Below are 17,412 nucleotides of genomic sequence, written 5' to 3'. Positions count from 1 at the left end.
CGGAAACACACCGCGCCAGGCGGGGGTCCGGGATGCGGGGGCCGCCGCGTGTCCGCGACGCCGGGGACGGCGGGACCGGTCCGGGGCGTGACGGCGTACGGGCTCAGTAGGCCCGACAGATGGCGCTGGACATGCGTCCGAGGTCGACGTGCAGCCGACCTACCAAGGCGATTCCAGTGCGAGACATGTCGAAAGCGTGTCACGCGGATCTCGGGCCAGTCCACCATTATCCGCTATGTGGACCCGAACATCTCACATGGTGGTACGGCTGTGGTGTCCGCCATAGGACGGACCGGACAGATCACCGCACCCTGCTCGGATGCCGCAGGAAATCGCCCGCGATCGCCCGGAACCCGTCGTGCCCCCGGGTGCCCAGGTGCCGCAGCTTGTGGGCCGCCAGCGCGGTGCCGAGCCGCACGCCGGCGCCCAGCAGCGCCCGGTCGGCGGCGAGGGCCGCGAGCACCCCGGCCGCGAAGACGTCGCCCGCCCCCGTCGCGTCCTCGATCTCGGCGTCCGGAAGCGGACGGTGGGTGTACCGCTCCACCGAACCCGGCCGACGCACCTCCACCCGGTCCGGGTACTTCACCACCGCCGTGCCGCGCAGTCCGGGCAGCAGTGGCGCCAGATCGGTGAACTCCCGTCCGTTGACCAGCAGATAGTCGCTCATCGCGGCCATCGCCAGCACATCGTCGCTCGGCGCGGCCGACCACGCGTGGCCCGGGTCGAAGGTGACGATCGTGCGCGGTGACCGCTCCCGGACGGCCGCCAGCAGCCGGCGCAGCGCCGTACCCCCGTCGGGGTCCAGGAACGAGGTCACATGCACCACCCGGGCCCGGGCCAGGGTGCCGGCGATCTCCTCGAAATGCCGCCGGACATGGCCGGCGATGCCGGTGTTGGCGCCGGTGTGGGTGAGCAGGGTGCGCTCCCCCTCGTCGTACACCGACAGGCAGATCCCGCACAGCCGCTCCGGGTCCGGCAGCACCAGGGAGCGGTCGATGCCGAGTTCGTCGAGGAGGGCGAGCGGATCGACGGCGTCCAGCGGGCTGCGGCCGGCGACGCTCACGTACCCCAGCCGCAGGCCCCGGCCGAGCCGGGCGAGGGCGTGCAGCGCGTTGAAGGCCGAACCGCCGAGCTCGGGCGTGACCGGCACCCCTTCCGCGCGCAGGCACTCCAGGGCGGCGCGGACGGCGGGCTCCTCCACCAGCCGCTCGGAACCGCTCTCCAGCGGGGGACGCAGCCCCATGTGCGCGTCGAGCCGCGCCAGCACCGGGCTGCCGCCCACGGCGGACGCCCCCGTGATCAGGTCCAGATTGAGCGCCCCGACCCCGACGACGTCCATGCCCTCCCCCTTCCGGTCGTCCTCTACCGGTCCGGGCGGTGCGGTGGCCGCTACCGGGCCCCGGGCCAGGGACCGTCGATCGGCCTCTTCTCCTCTTCCCCCGTCTCGGTGCGGAAGATGCGGAAGCCGCGCCTCTCGTAGTTGGCCAGCGCGTGCGGCCCGTCCAGGCTGCAGGTGTGCACCCACACCCGCTTGGTCGGCGTCCGGTCCGGCCACCGCTCGGCCAGGTCCCAGGCCCGCGCGATGCCGAACGACAGCAGGAGCCCGCCGATCCGGCGCCCCCGGAAGGCGGGCAGCAACCCGAAGTACGCGATCTCGACCTGGGCCTCGTCCTGCGCGTCGAGTTCGATGTAGCCGGCGGGCGTCCCGTGGTCCCAGGCGACCCAGGTCTCCACACCGGGGCGGTCCATACAGGCGCGCCACTGCTCGTACGTCCAGGGCAGCCGGTCGGTCCACGCGCAGTCCGCGCCGACCGAGGTGTAGAGGAAGCGGCTGAACTCCGGGGAGGGCACCTCGGCCCGTACGACCCTGAGCCCGGCGGTCGCGGGGTCGGGCTCCATGGCCGGCGCCGAGGGCCGCAGATCGGCCGGCGAGGTCTGCTCCAGCGACCAGGTGGTCACGGTGACGGTGTTGCTCATGGGGCCCAGCCAACCACGCCGGCCGTCCCAGCGGCGGGGTGCCCCGCGGTCACGCGGACCCTGGGCGGAGGAGTGCGTCCCCGGGGACGTCGGTGAAGCGGGGCCGCGAGCCTTCGCGCTCAGCGTGCCTCGGGAACTCGCGGGGTCGCGAGAGGGAGGCAGCCGTCGGCGACGTGGCGCGTACACGGGGCCGGCGGTCCAGGATGCCGGGGCGCGTACGCGGAGCCGGAACGTCGCGCCTGCTGCTTGCGGGCGAGGCAGTGCGCCGTGCGTTCCCACGGGGCCGAAGGCGTGGGGCCGGGGCACTGCCGGTGGGCCGGTCGCCCCGCGGTCACGCGGGACGCGCCGCGCGGACCGCCGGGGCCGCCGAGTGCGGCAGCAGGTCGGCGGGGTGCGCCGGGCGCAGGAGTTCGACCTCGACCCCGTCGGCGAAACGGTACGGCCGGTGGTCGAGGACACCGGAGAGCGTGCGGCGCAGGCGGGACATCTCCGCGCGGACGGTGACCGTGCGCGTGGGGTCGCCGAACAGATCACCCGCCAGCTCGGCGGCACTTCGCCCGGCCCGGTGCAGGGCGAGGACGAACAGCAGCTCGGCGTGGCGCGGGCTGAGCTCCTGCGACCAGCCGCCCGCGCCGCCGGAGACGGTGACGCTCCACGAGCGGGGGCGGCTCACGTCCAGCACCACCCGGCCCGGCACCGTCCGGTCCTCCGCGCCGCCGCGGACCCGCACCAGCCAGCCGCCGGGCAGCGGATCCAGGGTGCACAGGCCGAGCGAGGGCACCCAGGTGGTCCCGGCGCCCGGCGAGGCGGGCAGGGTGATCCGCTCGACCGCCGGCATGCCGGTGACGGCGGCGGTCCAGCCGTTGGGGTCGACGACCGCCGCCCGGCCGGACATCCGGGCCAGCAGCGGCGCCGCGACCGAGCGCAGCCGGTCGACCGCCGCCCAGTGCCGGGAACGCAGTTCGCCCTCGGCGACCTTGGTCACCGCCGTGACCAGCGACAGCATCGCCGGGTGCACGGTGGCCGCCGGTCCGCTGACATCGACCGCGCCGAGCAGCCGCCCGTCGCGCGGGTCGTGCAGCGGCGCCGCCGCGCAGGTCCACTGGTGCAACTCCCTTACGAAGTGCTCGGCTTGGTGCACCTGCACCGGGCGCCCGGCGACCAGGGCGGTGCCGATCGCGTTCGTGCCCACCGTGTCCTCGGCCCAGGACGCACCCTCGGCGAAGCCCAGCCGGTCCGCGCTCTTGCGGACCGCGACGCTGCCGTCGCGCCACAGCACCCGGCCCTCGGGATCGGTGACGACCATGATGTGCCGGGCCTCGTCGGCCACCGAGACCAGCCCGTCGCGCAGCGCCGGCATCACCTCGACGAGCGGCGTGCGGCGCCGGCGCTGCTCGATCTCGTCCGCCGTCAGCATCGCGTTGTGACTGCCGTTGTCGGGGTCGACGCCGAGATCCAGGGCACGCCGCCAGGAGTCCTGGATGATCGGCCGCGGGACCGTGGCGGCGGCCTTCCCGCCACCGCCCAGCGCGGCTTCCCTCATCCCGCCCAGCATCCGTGCCGAGCGGCGCGTGTCCTGGGCCGACTGTGCCGACAACGACCCGGAGTCGAACGGAACCTGGCTCATGGTGCTCCCCGCGTGCGTGTGCGCTGGTGTGCGCTGTGCGCCCGGCAGTGATCGCGATGGCGCATTGGCGACCACACCCTGTGCATATGGTGCCGCCGCGGGGGGTGCTCCGGCGGCATATCCGGCCAATGGCTTGCAACGGTCTGCAACGGTTGCGAATATGCACGCGCCCGACGGACAGTGACGGCGCATCACGCCACTCGCACGGAACGCCATCCGTGCGACGGTGAGGTTGGAGACCGGGGGTGGTGCCGAGTCGGCGCGGCACCACCTTCCGCGCGGCGCGGCGGCGGATCGTTTCTTCCGTTCTACCGGTCCTTCCACCGGGAACGGAAGACCGCCGCCGCGCCCGCGCTTCACACCACCGGGCGTGCCCGCTCGACCACGGCCTCCAGGTCCAGGCCGCGCGGCAGCGTCCCGAAGGTCGCCCCCCAGTCGCCGCCGAGCCGGGAGGCGCAGAAGGCGTCCGAGACCTCCGCCGGTGCGAAGCGCACCAGCAGGGAGCCCTGCAGCACCAGCGCCATCCGCTCCACGACCCGTCGCGCCCGCCCCTCGATGCCCTCCAGATCGGCGAGTTCGGTCAGCAGCGACTTGATCGCCCCGTCCAGCCGGTGGTCCGCGCCCCGCGCCAGCCCGAGCTCCCCGAGGAAGGCGTTCAGCGCCTGCGGCTCCCTCTGCAGCGCCCGCAGCACGTCCAGCGCCTGGACGTTGCCGGAGCCCTCCCACACCGAGTTCAGCGGCGACTCGCGGAACAGCCGCGGCATGCCGGACTCCTCCACGTAGCCGTTGCCGCCCAGGCACTCCAGCGCCTCGGCCGCCACCGCGGGGCAGCGCTTGGTGATCCAGAACTTGGACACGGCCACCGCCAGCCGCCGGAAGTGCCGCTCCTGCTCGGTGTCCGCGTCGTACGCCGCCGCGAGCCGCAGCACGGTCGTCGTCGCGGCCTCCGACTCCAGCGCCAGATCCGCCAGGACGTTGCGCATCAGCGGCTTGTCGATCAGCGGACCGCCGAAGGCGCTGCGGTGCGCGGTGTGGTGGACCGCCTGCGCCACCGCCTGCCGCATGACCGCCGTCGAGCCGATCGCGCAGTCCAGCCGGGTGGCCGCCACCATCTCGATGATGGTCGCCACCCCGCGCCCCTCCTCGCCGACCCGGCGCGCCCAGGTGCCGTCGAACTCCACCTCCGACGAGGCGTTGGAGCGGTTGCCCAGCTTGTCCTTCAGCCGCTGGATGCGGAACACGTTGCGCGAGCCGTCCGGCAGGACGCGGGGCAGCAGGAAGCAGGTCAGGCCGCCGTCGCCGGCGGACCCGGTCACCTGGGCGAGCACCAGGAAGCCGTCCGACATCGGTGCCGAGCAGAACCACTTGTGCCCGGTGAGCAGATAGGCGCCCTCCTCGGCGAGCGGCTCCGCCCGCGTGGTGTTCGCGCGCACGTCCGAGCCGCCCTGCTTCTCGGTCATGCCCATCCCGAACAGCGCGCCCGGCTTCCGCCCCGGTGCCAGCAGCTCCGGATCGTAGATCCGCGACCCCAGCCGGGGCTCCCACTCCGCCGCCAGCGCCGGATCGGCCCGCAGGGCGGGCACCGCCGCGTGCGTCATCGAGACGGGGCAGCCGTGCCCCTGCTCGACCTGCGACCACACGAGGAACCCCGCCGCGCGCCGCAGGTGGCCGTCCGGGCGCGACCAGGCGTCGGTCAGCCCCGACGAGACCGCCCGGCCCAGCAGCCGGTGGTAGGACGGATGGAAGTCCACCTCGTCGATGCGGTTGCCGTAGCGGTCGTGGGTGCGCAGCACGGGGGAGTACGTGTTCGCCTCCTGCCCCCACGCCTGCGCCTGGGCCGAGCCGGCCGACCGGCCGATCTCGCCCAGCTCCTGGTCGATCTCCTGCCGGCGCTCGGGCGCGGCGTGCCGGGCGACCCCCTCCACGAGGGCGTCGTCGGCGGCGTACACGTCATACCCGACCAGCGGCGGGGGCTGGTTGGTCACGGTGTGTGTGGGGGCACTCATGACAGCTACCGTAGGCGCGTGCAGGCAGCAGATGAAACACCCGAGCGGCCCCGGAAGGGGCGGCTTCTCCAGGCGCGGGCCCTCTACCGGAACGTCTCCAAACGCAAGGTCGGCTGGCTGCTGCTCAAGGACACGGTCAACTCCTGCCTGGAGTACCGCGTCACGGGGCTCGCCGCCGAGGCGGCGTTCTTCGTCCTGCTGTCCCTGCCGCCCCTCCTGCTCGGCCTCGTCGGCGCCATCGGGTACGTGGACGATGTCATCGGCACGGACACCATCGACAACATCCGCCGCAACATCCTCACCGCGGCGGCCACCGTCCTGTCGGACAAGGGCGTCGATCAGCTGATGCGGCCGCTGGTCGACGACGTCTTCGGCGGCGGCCGGCCCGACGTGATCTCCATCGGCTTCGTCATCGCCCTGTGGTCGGGGTCGCGAGCCCTGAACGTCTTCGTCGACACCATCACGATCATGTACGGGCTGGAAGGCATACGGGGCATCGTCAAGACCCGGCTGCTGGCGCTGCTGCTGTACATCGTCGCCCTGGTCATCGGCGCCGTCGTGATGCCGCTGCTGGTCGTCGGCCCGGACGCGGTCGTGGCCTTCCTGCCGTGGAGCGAATGGGTCATCCGCATCCTGTACTGGCCGGTGGTGCTGCTGCTGTCGATCACCTTCCTCACCACGCTCTACCACGTGTCCGTGCCGGTCCGGTCGCCCTGGTACGAGGACATGCCCGGGGCCGCCGTCGCCCTGCTGATGTGGGTCCTCGGCAGCTTCGTGCTGCGCATCTACCTCACGCACACCGTCGAGGGGCCGACCATCTACGGATCGCTGGCGGCGCCCGTCGCCGTCCTGCTGTGGATCTTCGTCTCCGCCTTCGCGGTGCTCGTCGGCGCGGCGGTCAACGCCGCGATCGACCGGGTGTGGCCGTCCATCGAGACCGCCGCGGCACGGGAGAAGAACGCCTGGGTACGACAGCGCCAGGCCGCCGACCGGCTCGCCGAGGCCGCCGCACGCCGGGCCGCCTTCGACGACGCTCCCGACGACGAGGTCGGCCCCGAGGACCCGCCCGCCGAATTCCCCGAGCGCTGGGCCGGTTTCCTGCCGCCCGAAGACGTCAGGGGCCGGCTGCGCGGCCGCCGCCCGCAGGGGAAGGGCGGGCCCCCGACCGCGCCGTGAGCCCGCTGTCCGAGGTCGGTGCCATCCTGGGGGCATGTACCGGGAACGCGCCTCCCTTGTCCCCGGCGCCGTGCTGTGGACCAGGACAGCGGACGCCGAGGCGGCCCGGGTGCTGCCCGACGGCTGCACCGACCTCATCTGGGGCGAGGACACCGGGCTCTTCGCCGCAGGGCCCGACACCCGCGCCCACCTCGCCGAGAGCCCGCCCGGCACCCGCTACGCCGGGCTCCGCTTCGCGCCCGGGGCCGGGCCGGCCGTGCTCGAGGCGCCCGCTCACGAACTGCGGGACCGCCGTGTGCCGCTGGACGCGCTCTGGCCCGGCGCCGACGCACGCCGCCTGACCGAGCGCGTGGCGGCGGCCGCCGACCCCGGCGCGGCCCTGGAGGCCGCCGTCCTGCGCCGCCCGCCGCGGCGCCCGGTCCCGTACGCGAGCGAAACGGCCGCCGGCCTCGCCGCGGGCACCCGGGTGCTCGACGTCGCCGCGGCCCTCGGCGTCAGCGAACGGCAACTGCACCGCCGCTGCCTGGACGCCTTCGGCTACGGCCCCAAGACCCTCGCCCGCATCCTGCGCCTCCAGCGCGCCCTGCGCCTGGCCCGTCGCGGGCTGCCCTTCGCCGAGCTCGCCGGCCGCGCCGGCTACGCGGACCAGGCCCACCTGGCCCGGGACGTCCGCGCCCTCGCCGGGGTCCCGCTGGGCCGGCTCCTGGCGCGGTAGTCCCCGAGAACTAGGACAGCGGCGCGTACAGGTCCACCGCGTTGCCGTCCGGGTCGCGCACGGTCGCGTACCGCATCCCCCACACCGCGTCGAAGGGCTTGAGGTGCCCTTCGTACCCGGCCCCCGTCAGCTCCGCGAACACCGCGTCCACCTCAGCAGGGCCGTCGCACGCGAAAGCAGGGCCGTCGCACGCGAACGCCAGCGCCATCCCGTGCCCGCCGCGTCCCGGGACCGTCCACTGCGGGTCGAAGGACCGGATCGTCTCCTGGGTGTCCCAGGCGATCCGCAACCCCCCGGACAACTCCGCCTCCACGTGCGGCTCCCCCTCCACCCCCTCCGCGATCTCCAGCCCCAGCCGCCGGTAGAACGCCAGCGACGCCGCCATGTCGGCGACCACGATCTCGATCAGTCCCATACGTACCGTCATGCCGCCACCGTACGCAGCCCTCCCGCCCGTCGTCTTGAACGAATCGGACGCCTGCGCCTCCCGGCCCCGCCGGCAGGCGCACCGGACGGCGGCGCGTCGGTGAACGGCCGGGGGTGGGGGAGCGGCCGACGGGAGGCGTTGTCCCGTGGGCGTCACGGTTGGGCAACCACCGGGTCGGCGGGGCTGGGAGCCGCGCAGGCGGGGCCGCATGATGAGTGCTGGGCGGGGATGACAAAGGGGGTAGGGAGCAGTGGAATTCACGGTCGAGCGGACGCTGAGAAGACGCGGCCGGCGGTGGTGCGCAGGGGGGACCGTCGTGACGGCGGGCGGCCTGGTCTGGCTGGTCGCCGCGTTGGGCGGCGCCGGCAGTGTCTCGGCGCCGTTGATCCTCATGGCCCTGTCGCTGCTGGCGGTATTCAGGGGCTGGCAGGACCTGCGTAAGGCGCGGCGGCCCTTCCGGCTGCGGATCGACGGGTTCGGGATCACGCTGCACGACGCGGAGCTCGCGTGGGAGCAGATCGAGGCGGTCGCGCTGTGGCACGTCCCCAACACCGGCGAGAACAGCGAGGAGACGACGCCGCCCAAGCCGCGGCTGACGCTGTGGACGATGCCCGGCGTGACGCTGCCGCGGAAGGCGGACCGCACGTGGGACGGCCGGACCCGCTACACCCTCGTGGACTGCGAGGACCTGGACCAGAGCGTCACCGAGGTGACGACCGCCCTCGCCGGGAACGCCGGCGCCCGCTTCGAGACGGCGCCGCGCGCCGTGCGCCCGCCGATCCCGGTGACCGTGTCGGGGCCCGAACGGAGCGTGCCGGGCGGGGAACAGGTCTTCGTCCACGCGGGGCGGTCCGGCACCTGGGCCCTGGTCTGGGCGGCGCCGGCCGTCGTCTTCACCTACTCGTTCTGGGAGCTGGTCCACGGCCGTATCGTGGGCCCCGAGCCCTTCGCCGCGCTCGGGCCGCTGGGCGCCATCGGCTGCTGGTGCCTCGCCGGCCGCTCCTACTTCCGCTGGCGCAAGCCGCTGCGGCTGCGGATCGGCCCCGCCGGGATCAGCATGCGCGAGGTCACCGAGGACGAACAGCACTTCGCCTGGCCGGACATCGCGGCCGTCACGGTCGGCGAGTCGCGGGCGACCACCGACAAGCGGCCCTGGCTCGTGGTGTGGCCCCTGCCGGGCACACGGCCCGGCTCCAACGCCAGCTACCTGGTCGACGGCCACCAGGCCTATGCCCTGGTCCGGCTGGACCGCCTGCCCGGCGGCGCGGAGGCGGTCGTCCCGGTACTCCGGGCGTATGCGGGGGAGCGTTACTCCGAGACCGTCTGAGAGGGCGCGGAAAACGAGTTGCGCGCCCTCCGGGGGGCCGGGCTAGGGTTTCGCCGTCGGACCGTGAGCGATCGAGGAGGTGTTGGAGCGATGACTGTCACTGCGCCGGGCGCTGCCCGCATCCGCAAGACCATCAACCCCACCTCGGCGGTCCTCGGCTGACCGCGCCCGTCCCGACGTCCCGTACGCCCTGACGGCGCAGCCGCGCGCGACCGCCCTCCCGAAGGGCTTCTCCCGTTGAAGAACGGAACCGTCCCGCAGCCGTCCACCGCGCTCGTCGCCTACGGCTGGGACTCCCTGCTCGACTCCGCCTTCGCTCCCCACGCGGAGCGGGGCCTGCTCCCCGGTCGTGTGGTCCGCGTCGACCGCGGACTGTGCGACGTCGTCGTCCCCGGCGGCGCCGACGGCACCGTGACCGTGCGCGCCGACACCGAGGACGTCTTCACCCGCGACCCGATGCGGGTCGCGTGCACCGGTGACTGGGCCGCCGTCGACACCACGCCGGTCACCGGGCCGGCGGTACGGGCCCTGCTGCCGCGCCGCACCACCTTCGTCCGCTCCACCTCCTCCAAGAGGTCCGAGGGCCAGGTCCTGGCCGCCAACGTCGACTTCGCGGTCATCGCGGTGTCGATCGCCGCGGAGCTGGACCTCGGCCGGCTGGAACGCTTCGTGTCCCTGGCGTGGACCAGCGGTGCGCAGCCGATGGTCGTCCTCACCAAGGCCGACCTCGTCCCCGACACCACCTATCTGCTGGCCGACGCGAGGTCCGCCGCGCCGGGAGTGGACGTGCGCGTCGTGAGCGCCGCGACCGGCGACGGGGTCGCGGAGTTGGCACAGGCGCTGGCAGGCGTCACGTCCGTGCTGCTCGGGCAGTCGGGCGCGGGCAAGTCCACGCTGACCAACGCGCTGCTGGGCCGTGAGGCCCAGGAGGTGCAGGCCATCCGCGACAGCGACGGCAAGGGGCGGCACACCACGACCACCCGCGACCTGCTGCCACTGCCCGGCGGCGGGGTGGTCATCGACACCCCGGGACTGCGCGGGGTCGGGCTGTGGGACGCCGACGCGGGGCTCACCCAGGCCTTCTCCGACATCGAGGACCTGGCCGGGCGGTGCCGTTTCCAGGACTGCTCGCACACCGCCGAGCCCGGCTGCGCGGTCCTCGCCGCGCTGGAGGACGGCTCCCTGGCGTACCGACGGCTCGACAGCTACCGCAAGTTGCTGCGCGAGAACGCCTGGATCGCCTCCCGTACCGACGCGCGGCTGCGCGCCGAGATGCGCCGTGAGTGGAAGCAACGCTCGGCGGCGGGCCGGGAGATGTACGAACGCAAGCGCGGCGGCGGGCACCGCAAGGTGTACTGAGCTCGCTGCATTGAGCACTTGAGCACGTGCGCTCGGTGTGCCGACGTCCGGCCCGGCTCCCCCCTGGGAGCCGGGCCGGTGGTCATCCGGCGCCGTTGTGCCGGTGCCGGCGGCGCAGGGTCAGCGGACTGCCCTCGTGCCAGAAGGTGTAGACGATACTGCCGAGGCCGAGCGCGACGATCACGACGCCGAGGACGATCGTGTAGACCATGGCTCCTCCAGCCCGTACGGACGCGTTTACCGCGTCTTTGCCTTCGCTGTCTGCCCGTGACCTTCCCGTGACCGGGCCGTCCCACACGTGATGCGGGTCAACTCACTGAACCCGCAGCCCTCTTGACGTCCCGGGCCGGGGGAGGGCCGCTCCGCGCACATGCCACAGGAACGGTCGCGGATGTGCACGATAGTGGCAGCGAAAATACTCAAATACTCTTCCGTGGCCATCTCCTGGGAATCCCCGAGGGGTCCCGCCGGGCGCTGATAGGAATTACCCCCAGGCGCGATTGATCGTGCACGCGTACGGCATTTCGGCGCCCTGTCGGAATGCCCGCATGCGCGCAGCAAGGGGAGCGATGACCTCGGCACCGCCCGGTTCCGTGCCCACCCGGAATGCCGCCCACGATCTGCTCGGCCGCGCGCTGGCCAGATGCCGGGACGAGGGGGTCAGCGGCGTGCTGAGAGTGCAGGGCAGCCCCGGCGGCGCCTTCCATCTGCTCGGCGGCGCGGTCGTCGCCGTGGAGAGCCCCGGCTCCCCGGGGGTGGGCACACTGCTGCTGCGTTCCGGCCGCATCGACGAGGCCGAGTGGGGCGCCGCGCACGACGCGGCCGCCACCGGTGCCTGGCCCGGAGTCGCGTTCGCCGGCGCCGGACGGCTCGGCAACGCCGAGTTCCAGGTGATCCACATGATGGCCGCCCAGGACGCGGTCTTCGCCGTCCTGGCCGGCCGGCTGGAGAACTGCGTCCTCGACCCGGCGCGGCCCGACGACCCGGTGCCCGCCCTCGCGCCGGCCGTCGGACGCGGCGTCGAACCCGAGGAACTGCTGGTCGAGGCGGGCAGGCGGATCGCGGCACTGGCCTCCCTGCCCCACCCGGTCTCCCCCGACCGCGACCGGGTGATCGCGCTCGTCGCCGCCGGCGACGAGGAGACGCTGCCCGCCGTCCGGCGGGACATCCTGGAGTGCGCCAACGGCCGCCGAAGCCCCCGGGACATCGCCTTCCAATTGGGCCGCGGGGTCTACACCGTCACGGTCGAGGTCTCCCGGATGCGGGCCGAGGGGCTGGTGGAGACCGTGTCCGCGCCCGTCCCCGCCTCCGTGCCCGTCCCCAGGCCCTTCGCGCCCCCGCCCGCGCCCGAATCCGCTCCGGCCCCTGACCCGGCTTCTCTCCCCGACCGCGACCCGGACCCTGCCCCCGTCCCGGATCTGGACCCGGCTCCTCTCCCCGACGCCGGCCCCGCCCCCGATCCGGCGCCGTACCCGCCCGTCCCCCCGGCCGCGTGCGGTCCCGTCCCGGGGCCGATGGCCGTCACCGAGGACGGACTGCCGCGCCGCCGCCCGGGGGCCAGTGGAATCCACGAAGCGCTGGAGGCATCCCGCCCGCCTTCGGGCTGGAAGGGATTTCTCCGGCCGCGGGGACGGGGCCGGCCGGATTCCCCCTGACGTCAATTCGCGGGGCACTGACGGCACATCATCCATTCCGCAACGAATTCAAGGAGGTGCACGTGCATGAATCATGACGCCCTGGTCGCCGAGATGCGCGCTCTGCGGGACCAGGTGGTCGGCATCACCGACACCGTCGTGGCGGCGGTCGACGGCCTGCTGATCGCCGCCGACACCGAGGACGCCATCGATCCCAACGGCCTGGCCGCGCTGGCCGCCGCCAGCCTCGGGCTGTCCCAGCGGATCGCGTCCGCGGCCCTGCGCGGCTCCCTGCGCAGGACCGTGACCTGCAGCAGCGGCGGCTACACCGCCGTCTACGCGGTGGACGACACCGCCCTGCTGATCGTCGTGGGCGACGAGGGGATGAACGTCCCCCAGCTCCACGTGGAGGCCCGGACCGCGATCGAGCGGATCGCGGCGATCCTCCTGCGACCCGATTCCGAACCCGCCACCGGCCCCGAGTCCGTCGTCGAGCCCGTGCCCGACCCCGAGCGAGTCCTCGGATGACCCCCGAAGAAGGAGTGCTGTGAGCACCACCGGAAAGCGCCCGAGCACGAACATGGCCGATCAGATCATGATGCTGGTGAAGAACCTGCGGCAGGAGGTCCCCGAATGCCTCGCCGCCGGCGTGGTCGACATGGCGACCGGCATGCTGCTGTCCGTCGACACCGTCGACAGCCATCCCCCGGAGGTACTGGACCTGCTGGCCGCCGCGACCCTCGACCTGTTCCAGGGCCGCACGGTGGTGATGATCGAGGACGTCTTCAAGGAGCGCCGCGGAGTCACCTCCGACCAGCACTACTTCCAGGAGATCCTCGTCAACAGCGAGAACCTCACCCACCTGTTCCTGCGCAACAACACCCACGAGGACATCGTCGCGGTCGTCGTCTGCCGTCGCTCGGTCAATGTCGGCATGCTCTTCGCCCAGGCCCGCCGGGTGATGAAGGAGCAAGGGGAGTACTGAGCCCGGCGCGGCGGGTGCGGCGGGTCAGGCCGTGGCCCGCCGCACCAGCCTGGTCGGCGTGACGACGGAGGACAGCGGAGGGCCGCCGCCGCCCTCCTCCGAGCGGCGGACCAGAACGCGCAGCAGCAGCCGCACCATCAGCCGGCCCATCTCCTCGATCTCCTGACGGACCGTCGTCAGCGGAGGGTCGGCGGGCCCGGCCACCGAGGCCATGTCGTCGAAGCCGACGACCGCCACGTCCTCCGGCACCCGGCGGCCGTGCTCGCGCAGGACCCGCAGGGCGCCGGTGGCCATGAGGTCGGAGGCGACGAAGACGGCGTCCAGGTCCGGGGCCCGCCCCAGGAGTTCGGACATGGCCCGCCCGCCGCCGGTGGCGGAGAAGTCGCCCCCCGCGACCAGCCGCGGATCGGCGGCCGGCAGGACGTCGCGGTAGCCGTCGAGCCGGTCGACGGAGGCGGTCTGGTCGAGCGGTCCGGTGATGGTCGCGATGCGCTCCCGGCCCAGGGAGACCAGGTGGCCCACGGCCTCCCGCGCGCCGCCGCGGTTGTCGGAGTCGACGTAGAGGATGTCGCGGTCGCCGTCCGCTCCCGGCCAGCCGGGACGGCCGCCGAAGACGGTGGGCAGGCCGATCCGCCGGATGATGCCGGGCAGCGGGTCCTCGGCGTGCAGGGAGAAGACCAGGGCGCCGTCGACGTGACCGCCCGCGAGATAGCGGCCGACCCGGTCGTAGTCGGCGGTGCCCTCCACCAGCAGCAGGACGAGCTGCGAGTCGTGGACGCCCAGTTCCCGGCTGATGCCGAGCAACTGCTCGGCGAAGAAGGGGTCCGCGAAGACCCGGGTCTCCGGCTCGGCCACGATCACCGCGACCGCCCCCGTCCGCCGGGTGACCAGCGAACGGGCCGCCTGGTTGGGCACGTAACCCAGTTCCTCGACGGCCCGGCGGACCTTCTCGACCAGGACCTCGCGCACCCCGTGCCCGCCGTTCACCACCCGTGAGACGGTGGCCCGGGAGACCCCGGCCCGCTCGGCGACGGCTTCCAGCGTGGGGCGCGGCGTGGAGATCTGGTCGGGCAACGGGAGCTCCTCTCGGGACGGCAACAGCGTAGCCCTCCCCGTGAGGGGGTGAGCGCCCTCCGTCCCAGCTCGCGGGCCTTGTCGCGCGAGTGACGGCGCGTCAGCGAACGGGGAAGCCGAAGACGTATCCCTGCTGCTTGAGCCACGGCAGGATCTGGCGCAACGCCTCAACGGTCTGGCCGCGGTCGCCGCCCGCGTCGTGGAAGAGCACGGTCGGGCCGTTGGCGATCTCGCTCTTGACGGTGCCGACCAATGTGGCCGTGCCCGGCCGCTTGAAGTCCTCGGAGTCCACGTTCCAGCCCAGCGGGCGCATGCCGCGCGAAGCGGCGAGCTGACGGCTGTACGGGGTGAAGGCGCCGCCCGGGGCACGGTAGTAGAGCGGTTTGACGCCCCCCGACGCCTCGGTGATCATGCGCTCGGCGTCCAGGATCTCCTTGGCCTGATAGGCGCGCGGCTTGGTGTTCATCGTCGTGTCGTGGGAGACGGTGTGGTCGCACAGCCGGTGCCCGGCGGCGACCACGGCCTTCACCATGTCGGGGTGCGCCTGGGCCTGAGTGCCGACCATGCAGAAGGTCGCCTTCACGCCGTTGTCCTCGAGCACCTGGAGAATCTGCGGGGTCCAGGTGGGGTCCGGGCCGTCGTCGATGGTGATGTTCACACCCCGGGAGCCCTTGTCCGAAGCGTGTGCGATGTCCATGTTGACGAGCGGGGCGGGGAGTTGCCCGTCCGGTACGGAGGTCTGCCCCGGTATGGGGTGGGGCGCGGGCTTGGCCGTCACGGAGGGCTTCGCGGACGCGGGGGGTGCGGCGGCGGCCGCCCGGTCGCCGGCGGGCCCGGCCTGGGCGGTCCACGCCGACACCACCGCCGTCACGGCCGCCACGCCGATGGCTGCCGCCACCACGCGCCCGTTCGTCCCCCGTATTCCGCTCCACACCATGTCCGCCCCGCTCCCTGTGTCTTCCGAACCGCTCGTGCACAGGTGAGGACGGAGCGCGGGCGGTCCGGGATCCGCCTGTTACGGATCCCGGACGATTCCGCCGGAGGACGGCGACGCTCCGCGCAGCCCTCCCGGCACGCGCGGACCGGTCCGTCCTGGTTGGCCGCGGGTATTCCGTCGTCCGTGCGTGACTCGTCGGCCACGATGTGCCGGTGCCGGTGCCGGTGCCGGTGCCGGTGCCGCTGCCGCGGTGCGGGGATTGTCGCGCCCGGCGTCCGGGCCCGTCGCGCGTCCCGGGCTGCCGGTCTGCGGACCGTGGGCCCGCTGCCGCGTTGAACGGGTCCGTCGGCGGGGCCGGTTGGCGCCGGGTCTCGGCGCGCCGCTTCGTGGGCGAGCAGCGCGTGCCCGCGGAGGAACGGCCGTGACGCGGGCCTGTCGGCGGGGGTACGGGCGCGTCGCGGGTCCTGGGGGTCCCGGCTCGCGGACGACAGGCCTGCGGCCCGCGCCGTGCTGTGATGGAGCCCCGTTCCCGCGGTACCGGTTGGCGTCCGGCTTGCGGGCGCGATGTGGAAGGGGCTTCGGTTCGCCGCACGCCGTAGGCGCGCCCGTTGGCGGGCGGATGGCCGCGGGCCCGGGCCCGCGGCCGGTCAGCCGCGGCGAGGTGCCGGGCGGGCAGGCCCCCGGACGGGGCCTTGGTGCCGGGCGTTCGGGCGTTGCTGACGTGGAGCCGTCGGTGGGGGGATGCCTGCGCCCGGGACGGTCAGCCGCGGCGATGTGCGCGGCGCACGGGCCTGTTGCGCGTTCCGGGGCGGCAACGTCGGAGGCTGCTGAGCCCGCAGCGGGCCCGGCGTCGCAGCAGCTGCGCGACGACGGGCACGGCCGCCGTGGCGACGGCCCGCGGGACCGCGTCACGGTGCCGCGGGCGGGAAGCCCCGTCAGCCGGGGGTGCGGGCGACCCAGCCGCGTTCGTAGGCGTGCCAGCCCAGTTGCAGGCGGGTGGTGACGTCGGCGAGTTCCATCAGGTGCTTGACGCGGCGCTGGACCGTCCGCAGGCCGAGGCCGAGTTGCTTGGCGGCGCTCGCGTCGGTGAGCCCGGCCAGCAGGAGCGAGAGGATCCGCAGGTCCACCGCGTCCGGCCCGTCGGGCGACTCCTCCTCCGGCGCGCCGCCGGGGTCGAGGCGGATCGGCAGCGCCTCGCGCCACACGCTCTCGAAGAGCCCCATCAGGGAGTCCAGCAGTCCGCTGCCGTGCACGACGAGCGCCGCCGGTCCCGCCGAGTTGCGGCCCAGCGGCACCATCGCCAGCGAGCGGTCCGCGACGACGAGCTTGGTGGGCACCCGGTCGACGACGCGGACCTCCTCCTGGCGGCTGAGGGCGGCGGTGATCTCGGCGATGCCGTCGGGCCCGCTCATCACCTCCCGTTCGATGACCACGCGGAACCGGACCCCGCGTTCGACGGCGCTCTCCTCGGCGGTGTTGTCCGTGCCGCTGACCACCATCGGGGTGCCCGTGACGAGGGCGCAGACCTCCTTCTCCGCGCCCAGTTGGAGCTGCGCGAAGCGGTGCGTCACCGCGCTCGCGCCGGTGACGACCTCCACCAGGTCGTGCACGGAGGGTTCGGCCGCCTCGGCGCGGTACTCCTGAGCGAGCACGGCGGCGGTCATCTCGGCCTGCTCCAGACCGTGCCGCCGCTGGGTCAGCAGCGCGCCGAGCGCGACGCTGGGCGGCGCGGCAACCCAGCGGCCGGAGCCGGCGGAGGACTGCGCGACCAGCCCCTGCCGCTCCAGCCGTCTCAGTATTCCGGCGGTCTCCTCGTCGGGCCGCCCGAGCCGGTGCGACAGATCGACGACCTCGGCGGCTCCCAGGCCCACGAGGGCGCGGTAGACCGCCTCCTGGGCATCATCCAGCCCAATGGCACCGAGCACGGGCACCCCTTTCCCCGGTTTCCCCGGGCGCCCCGGAGCGGTCGTGGACAACACGCGGCAATGGCGGGAATGAGCCATGGCGTAATCCCGCCGCCCGCCATCATCCCTGTTCGAACCCCTGTCCTGGCAAGGTGTCCCCACTGGATCGTCCGACGTGCGGCCCGAGGAGGGGGCCGGCCGCCCGTCGGACCGCCGGCGTGCCCGAAGTCTGTTCCGCCGTGCCGCTGCCGGTGGACAATAGGG

At 73.8% G+C, this 17,412-nt stretch carries 17 protein-coding genes; 7 read left to right on the top strand and 10 right to left on the bottom strand.

Annotated elements, in window-relative coordinates; translation table 11 throughout:
• Window positions 1-103: 103 nt before the first annotated feature.
• The 5 genes from ACFWVC_RS10530 to ACFWVC_RS10510 all read right to left on the bottom strand — a co-directional run bounded on the left by ACFWVC_RS10530 (window position 104) and on the right by ACFWVC_RS10510 (window position 5,610).
• The gene (locus ACFWVC_RS10530) at window positions 104-187 is read right to left on the bottom strand and encodes a putative leader peptide (RefSeq protein ID WP_384281964.1); all 84 of its coding nucleotides are present in this window, start codon (window positions 185-187) and stop codon (window positions 104-106) included.
• A gap of 114 nt (window positions 188-301) precedes the next feature.
• Window positions 302-1,339 (bottom strand): carbohydrate kinase family protein, encoded by a 1,038-nt coding sequence (locus ACFWVC_RS10525; RefSeq protein WP_384281678.1) that lies wholly within the window; start codon window positions 1,337-1,339, stop codon window positions 302-304.
• Between the two features lie 50 nt (window positions 1,340-1,389).
• Window positions 1,390-1,977 (bottom strand): GNAT family N-acetyltransferase, encoded by a 588-nt coding sequence (locus ACFWVC_RS10520; RefSeq protein WP_384281675.1) that lies wholly within the window; start codon window positions 1,975-1,977, stop codon window positions 1,390-1,392.
• 331 nt (window positions 1,978-2,308) lie between these two features.
• Window positions 2,309-3,604: a GAF domain-containing protein gene (locus ACFWVC_RS10515; protein ID WP_384281672.1), complete on the bottom strand. Its 1,296-nt coding sequence runs from the start codon at window positions 3,602-3,604 to the stop codon at window positions 2,309-2,311.
• Window positions 3,605-3,960: 356 nt separating this feature from the next.
• A complete protein-coding gene (locus ACFWVC_RS10510; RefSeq protein WP_384281669.1) occupies window positions 3,961-5,610 on the bottom strand; it encodes an acyl-CoA dehydrogenase family protein in 1,650 nt (549 codons plus the stop codon).
• Window positions 5,611-5,628: 18 nt separating this feature from the next.
• On the opposite strand from ACFWVC_RS10510, the gene ACFWVC_RS10505 reads away from it, so the two are divergent.
• Both ACFWVC_RS10505 and ACFWVC_RS10500 read left to right on the top strand, forming a co-directional pair.
• Window positions 5,629-6,786, top strand: coding sequence for a YihY/virulence factor BrkB family protein (locus ACFWVC_RS10505; RefSeq protein WP_384281667.1), 1,158 nt, complete (start codon window positions 5,629-5,631; stop codon window positions 6,784-6,786).
• Window positions 6,787-6,820: 34 nt separating this feature from the next.
• Window positions 6,821-7,501, top strand: a complete 681-nt coding sequence (locus ACFWVC_RS10500; protein ID WP_384281664.1) for a helix-turn-helix domain-containing protein — start codon at window positions 6,821-6,823, stop codon at window positions 7,499-7,501.
• Window positions 7,502-7,511: 10 nt separating this feature from the next.
• Here the strand turns inward: ACFWVC_RS10500 and ACFWVC_RS10495 are convergent, their stop codons facing one another.
• Window positions 7,512-7,928, bottom strand: a complete 417-nt coding sequence (locus tag ACFWVC_RS10495) for a VOC family protein (RefSeq protein ID WP_384281661.1) — start codon at window positions 7,926-7,928, stop codon at window positions 7,512-7,514.
• 316 nt (window positions 7,929-8,244) lie between these two features.
• On the opposite strand from ACFWVC_RS10495, the gene ACFWVC_RS10490 reads away from it, so the two are divergent.
• Both ACFWVC_RS10490 and rsgA read left to right on the top strand, forming a co-directional pair.
• Window positions 8,245-9,255: a hypothetical protein gene (locus tag ACFWVC_RS10490; RefSeq protein ID WP_384281658.1), complete on the top strand. Its 1,011-nt coding sequence runs from the start codon at window positions 8,245-8,247 to the stop codon at window positions 9,253-9,255.
• Between the two features lie 237 nt (window positions 9,256-9,492).
• Window positions 9,493-10,614, top strand: coding sequence for a ribosome small subunit-dependent GTPase A (gene rsgA / locus ACFWVC_RS10485; protein WP_384281655.1), 1,122 nt, complete (start codon window positions 9,493-9,495; stop codon window positions 10,612-10,614).
• Between the two features lie 82 nt (window positions 10,615-10,696).
• Here the strand turns inward: rsgA and ACFWVC_RS10480 are convergent, their stop codons facing one another.
• Window positions 10,697-10,825: a hypothetical protein gene (locus ACFWVC_RS10480; RefSeq protein WP_384281653.1), complete on the bottom strand. Its 129-nt coding sequence runs from the start codon at window positions 10,823-10,825 to the stop codon at window positions 10,697-10,699.
• Window positions 10,826-11,162: 337 nt separating this feature from the next.
• On the opposite strand from ACFWVC_RS10480, the gene ACFWVC_RS10475 reads away from it, so the two are divergent.
• The 3 genes from ACFWVC_RS10475 to ACFWVC_RS10465 all read left to right on the top strand — a co-directional run bounded on the left by ACFWVC_RS10475 (window position 11,163) and on the right by ACFWVC_RS10465 (window position 13,233).
• On the top strand, window positions 11,163-12,269 hold the full coding sequence (locus tag ACFWVC_RS10475; RefSeq protein ID WP_384281652.1) for a MarR family transcriptional regulator: 1,107 nt from the start codon (window positions 11,163-11,165) through the stop codon (window positions 12,267-12,269).
• 66 nt (window positions 12,270-12,335) lie between these two features.
• Window positions 12,336-12,776: a roadblock/LC7 domain-containing protein gene (locus tag ACFWVC_RS10470; RefSeq protein WP_384281649.1), complete on the top strand. Its 441-nt coding sequence runs from the start codon at window positions 12,336-12,338 to the stop codon at window positions 12,774-12,776.
• A 67-nt stretch (window positions 12,777-12,843) separates the two neighbouring features.
• Complete coding sequence (locus ACFWVC_RS10465; RefSeq protein ID WP_384281962.1) at window positions 12,844-13,233, top strand: hypothetical protein; 390 nt, start codon at window positions 12,844-12,846, stop codon at window positions 13,231-13,233.
• A gap of 24 nt (window positions 13,234-13,257) precedes the next feature.
• Here ACFWVC_RS10465 and ACFWVC_RS10460 read toward each other — a convergent pair whose 3' ends face one another.
• The 3 genes from ACFWVC_RS10460 to ACFWVC_RS10450 form a co-directional block, all read right to left on the bottom strand.
• Window positions 13,258-14,307, bottom strand: a complete 1,050-nt coding sequence (locus ACFWVC_RS10460; RefSeq protein ID WP_384281646.1) for a LacI family DNA-binding transcriptional regulator — start codon at window positions 14,305-14,307, stop codon at window positions 13,258-13,260.
• 100 nt (window positions 14,308-14,407) lie between these two features.
• A complete protein-coding gene (locus ACFWVC_RS10455; protein WP_384281643.1) occupies window positions 14,408-15,244 on the bottom strand; it encodes a polysaccharide deacetylase family protein in 837 nt (278 codons plus the stop codon).
• 935 nt (window positions 15,245-16,179) lie between these two features.
• Window positions 16,180-17,169, bottom strand: coding sequence for a helix-turn-helix domain-containing protein (locus ACFWVC_RS10450; protein WP_384281640.1), 990 nt, complete (start codon window positions 17,167-17,169; stop codon window positions 16,180-16,182).
• Window positions 17,170-17,412: the final 243 nt, after the last annotated feature.

The sequence above is a fragment of the Streptomyces sp. NPDC058691 genome, from assembly GCF_042714775.1.
Classification (GTDB): domain Bacteria; phylum Actinomycetota; class Actinomycetes; order Streptomycetales; family Streptomycetaceae; genus Actinacidiphila.
This window is presented reverse-complemented; position numbering and strand designations above follow the sequence as displayed.

Bases quoted from the DNA above. Each gene is read 5' to 3' on its own strand.
- ACFWVC_RS10530 (WP_384281964.1), bottom strand. From the start codon at position 187: ATGTCTCGCACTGGAATCGCCTTGGTAGGTCGGCTGCACGTCGACCTC.
- ACFWVC_RS10525 (WP_384281678.1), bottom strand. From the start codon at position 1,339: ATGGACGTCGTCGGGGTCGGGGCGCTCAATCTGGACCTGATCACGGGG.
- ACFWVC_RS10520 (WP_384281675.1), bottom strand. From the start codon at position 1,977: ATGAGCAACACCGTCACCGTGACCACCTGGTCGCTGGAGCAGACCTCG.
- ACFWVC_RS10515 (WP_384281672.1), bottom strand. From the start codon at position 3,604: ATGAGCCAGGTTCCGTTCGACTCCGGGTCGTTGTCGGCACAGTCGGCC.
- ACFWVC_RS10510 (WP_384281669.1), bottom strand. From the start codon at position 5,610: ATGAGTGCCCCCACACACACCGTGACCAACCAGCCCCCGCCGCTGGTC.
- ACFWVC_RS10500 (WP_384281664.1), top strand. From the start codon at position 6,821: ATGTACCGGGAACGCGCCTCCCTTGTCCCCGGCGCCGTGCTGTGGACC.
- ACFWVC_RS10495 (WP_384281661.1), bottom strand. From the start codon at position 7,928: ATGACGGTACGTATGGGACTGATCGAGATCGTGGTCGCCGACATGGCG.
- ACFWVC_RS10480 (WP_384281653.1), bottom strand. From the start codon at position 10,825: ATGGTCTACACGATCGTCCTCGGCGTCGTGATCGTCGCGCTCGGCCTC.
- ACFWVC_RS10475 (WP_384281652.1), top strand. From the start codon at position 11,163: ATGCGCGCAGCAAGGGGAGCGATGACCTCGGCACCGCCCGGTTCCGTG.
- ACFWVC_RS10470 (WP_384281649.1), top strand. From the start codon at position 12,336: ATGAATCATGACGCCCTGGTCGCCGAGATGCGCGCTCTGCGGGACCAG.
- ACFWVC_RS10465 (WP_384281962.1), top strand. From the start codon at position 12,844: ATGATGCTGGTGAAGAACCTGCGGCAGGAGGTCCCCGAATGCCTCGCC.
- ACFWVC_RS10455 (WP_384281643.1), bottom strand. From the start codon at position 15,244: ATGGTGTGGAGCGGAATACGGGGGACGAACGGGCGCGTGGTGGCGGCA.